Annotated in this window: 4 protein-coding genes; all 4 read left to right on the forward strand. The window is 60.2% G+C overall.

Annotated features, from left to right (window positions below; translation table 11 throughout):
* The coding region (locus V6C07_RS03325) for a M23 family metallopeptidase (protein ID WP_333534954.1) at nucleotides 1-348 on the forward strand (348 nt) is incomplete at its 5' end.
* 5 nt (nucleotides 349-353) lie between these two features.
* Nucleotides 354-626 carry an exodeoxyribonuclease VII small subunit gene (xseB, locus tag V6C07_RS03330; RefSeq protein ID WP_333534955.1) on the forward strand — a complete coding sequence of 91 codons (273 nt, stop codon included), beginning with the start codon at nucleotides 354-356 and terminating at the stop codon, nucleotides 624-626.
* Between the two features lie 15 nt (nucleotides 627-641).
* On the forward strand, nucleotides 642-1,535 hold the full coding sequence (locus V6C07_RS03335) for a polyprenyl synthetase family protein (RefSeq protein ID WP_333534956.1): 894 nt from the start codon (nucleotides 642-644) through the stop codon (nucleotides 1,533-1,535).
* Between the two features lies 1 nt (nucleotide 1,536).
* Nucleotides 1,537-3,528 carry a 1-deoxy-D-xylulose-5-phosphate synthase gene (gene dxs, locus V6C07_RS03340; RefSeq protein ID WP_333534957.1) on the forward strand — a complete coding sequence of 664 codons (1,992 nt, stop codon included), beginning with the start codon at nucleotides 1,537-1,539 and terminating at the stop codon, nucleotides 3,526-3,528.
* Nucleotides 3,529-3,738: the final 210 nt, after the last annotated feature.

Genomic DNA, 3,738 nt, shown 5'->3' on the forward strand with positions numbered 1-3,738 from the left:
GCCGAAGGCGCGCCCATAGTTGCCTGCGCCGACGGCAGGGTAGCCCTGACCGGGGATTTGTACTTCTCGGGCAATGTGGTGTACATCAATCACGGCGAAGGGGTTTTCACTGCCTATCTGCATATGTCAAAAATTATGGTCACGCAGGGCCAGCCCGTGCGCAAGGGCGAGGTCATCGGTCTGGTAGGGGCCACTGGCCGCGTTACCGGGCCGCATTTGCACCTTTCTTTGCTGGTGCAGGGTGTTTCTGTTGACCCTCAGCCTTTTCTGACCGCAGACCCCGCCGGTGAAGCAGCGCCCCCGGCTGTTCCGGGCAAGGCTGCGCAAGACGCCAAAACAGGAAAGTAGACCGCATGAGCGCCAAAAACGACAATCTTTTTGAAAAAAAACTGGCCCGGCTCCAGGAAATCGTCGGCGCGCTGGAATCCGGCGATCTGCCGCTTGAAAAGGGCATGACCCTGTATAAGGAAGGCGCCACGTGTGCGCGCTATTGCCGTCAGCAGCTTGACAAGGCGCGTCATGAACTGGAGATATGGCAGGATGATCGGGCAAGCCCCATGAATTCCCAGGGCGGGTCGGCCGGGGAGCATCCTGATGATGAAGCTGAAGAAGCCGAGGAAGCGTAGGAGGCTTGACAGGTGATGATGCCAGTATCCCGGATGAAGGAACTTTTGCGCCAACGCGGGCAAATGGTGGAAGAAAATCTTGCCGTGTGTCTTGATGGCCGCGCTGTGCCGCAGCGTCTCAAGGATTCCATGCTCTACAGTCTTCAGGCTGGCGGCAAACGCCTGCGCCCCGTGCTCTGCCTGAGCACCGCCGCCATGTGCGGTCTGCCGCTGGGCGATGCTCTGCCTTTTGCCTCGGCTATCGAGATGATTCATACCTATTCGCTGGTGCATGACGATCTTCCGGCTATGGATGATGACGATCTGCGGCGCGGCAAGCCCTCAAACCACAAGGCTTTTGACGAGGCCACCGCCATCCTCGCGGGCGACGGCCTGCTGACCGACGCCTTTTTGATGATGTGCCGCAGCCCCCTGGCCCCGCCGCGCGTGTTGCGTGCCATCAGCGAACTGGCCTTGGCCGCCGGTTCGTCCGGTATGGTGGGCGGACAGGAATGGGATATGATATTTACCGGCAACGACGCGGTATCCATTGAGGAATTGCGTGGCGTTCACGCCATGAAAACAGGTGCGCTCCTGCGGGCTTCCTGTGTGTGCGGGGCCATGCTGGCCGGGGCTTTGGACGAAGATCTGGCTGCCATCGGTTCTTATGGCGCAGCCCTTGGCGTGGCCTTTCAGATTGCCGACGACATCCTTGACGTGGTGGCTGATACCGCCACCCTTGGCAAGCCTGTGGGCAGTGATGAGGCCCAGGGCAAGAAGACCTATCCCGCGTTGCTGGGCCTCGACCAGAGTCGTGTTCTGGCGCGGGAACAGGCCGAAAAGGCCAAAGCCGCGCTTGCGGGCTTCAGTGGGGATGAGGCTGCATTTTTACGGGCATTGGCCGACTATACGGTCACCAGGGCGGCCTGACATGCCTGACACGCATATTATGACGGCACAGGACGTTTCAGCGGGGGCCGGAACGGTCCAGACCTCGGGCATACCGGAAGCTGGCGTGCGGAATGCAAGCCAGCCGGCCGGCCTTCTTGACGGCATTGAGCGCCCCTCACAGCTTGTGGGCATGGATGATGCCGTGCTTGCGCAGTTGGCGGGCGAGGTGCGGCAGCGCATTATTGACGTGGTTTCGCGCAACGGCGGCCATCTTGCGCCGTCGCTGGGCGTGGTGGAACTGACGCTGGCGCTTCTTTCCACCTTCAATATCGAAGAAGACAAGCTGGTGTGGGACGTGGGCCATCAGGCTTATGCCCACAAGCTGCTTACCGGCAGGGCGCGGCAATTTCATACGCTGCGTTCCTTTGGCGGCATTTCCGGCTTTCCGCGTATGGCAGAAAGCCCTTATGACCATTTTGGCGTAGGGCATTCCTCCACATCCATTTCTGCCGCCCTGGGCATGGCTTTGGCCCGCGACCTTTCCGAGCTCAAGCACCATGTGATAGCCGTGATCGGTGACGGTTCCCTTACGGCCGGAGAAGCCTTTGAGGGGCTTAACCTGGCCGGACATATGGGGCGGCGGCTTATTGTGGTGCTCAATGACAATGAAATGTCCATTTCGCCCAATGTGGGGGCGCTTTCGCTTTTCCTGAGCCGCACGCTTTCGCGGCGCTGGGTGCGGCAGACCCGCAAAGAGGTGCTCAATTTCCTGCGCTCCATTCCCCGTATCGGCCAGAAACTGGCTGTATACGCCATGCGCGGCGAGTGGAGCTTCAAATCCTTCTTTACGCCGGGCATGCTGTTCGAGGCGTTCCGTTTTAACTATATCGGCCCTGTGGACGGCCATGACCTGCCGAGCCTGCGCCGCCATCTGCAAATGGCAGCCGCTGTCGAGGACGGCCCCGTGCTGCTGCATGTGCGCACTCAAAAAGGTAAAGGCTACGCTCCGGCAGAAAAAAACCCCACCCTTTATCACGGGGTGGGCCTGTTCACGCCCGAAACCGGGCAGCCGGTTCCTTCCACGGCCAAGGTTCCGTCCTTTACCGGAATTTTCAGTAAAACCCTGGTGGAACTTGCTGAAAAGGATGAAAGAATTATCGCGATTACGGCGGCCATGCCCGAAGGAACCGGTACGGACAGCTTCCGTCAGCGTTTTCCGGATCGCTTTGTGGACGTGGGCATTTGCGAGCAGCATGCCGTGACCTTTGCCGCCGGGCTTGCCAGCCAGGGATACAGACCGGCGCTCGCCATTTATTCCACGTTTTTGCAGCGTTCTTACGATCAGGTGGTGCACGACGTCTGCATCCAGAATCTGCCGGTCACACTTTGCGTTGATCGCGCGGGACTTGTGGGCGAGGACGGGGCCACACATCACGGAGCCTTTGACATCGCCTATCTGCGGCATATTCCGCAGATGAGCCTGCTGGCTCCGCGCAACGAGGATATGCTGCGCCACTGCCTGCTCACCTCGCTGAACCACGATGGCCCCTGCGCGTTGCGGTATCCCAGAGGCGCAGGCTTTGGTGTGCCTTTTGAAGGCCTGCCGCGTCTGCTCACCCCCGGCAGGGGAGAACTGCTTCAGGACGGGGAAAATATCGCCATCATCGCCGTGGGCAACCGCGCCCATCCCGCGCTGGAGGCGGCGGCGCAGGCCGAGCAGACCCTGGGCTTCCGGCCTCTTGTTTTTGATCCCGTGTGGCTCAAGCCTTTGCCCGAAGAGCAGCTTGCCTCCATTGCGCGCCGCTTTGACCGCATTCTTTTTGTGGAAGAAGGCGTTCTTGCCGGTGGCTTTTCCTCGGCAGTGCTGGAATTTTATGCGGACAAGGGCCTCTTGCGCGGCCAGCGCATCAAACGTCTTGGCCTGCCTGACAGCTTTGTGGAGCACGGCAGCCAGTTGCGCTTGCGCGAACTGGTGGGGCTGCGCACAAAAAATATTGCGGCAGCCATTGTAGAGCTGGCAGGGCAGAAGTAACGGGGCGCGTGAAGGCGGATTAGTAATCGCAGTGCGATGTTTCCGCCGGACAGGGGATCGGTGAAAATTGGCCGCACCGTGTGTTTTGCACAGGCTTGTTCATGTGGCAGGCAAACCGGAGAATACATGCTCTCCGGCTTGCCTGCCATTTTCATTTTATGGGATGCGTTTGGCCGCCTGCGCGGCGGGCGGCAAGGCGGGGTGCTCCGG

This window comes from Desulfovibrio sp. 1214_IL3152 (assembly GCF_036763055.1).
In the GTDB taxonomy this organism is placed as follows: domain Bacteria; phylum Desulfobacterota; class Desulfovibrionia; order Desulfovibrionales; family Desulfovibrionaceae; genus Desulfovibrio.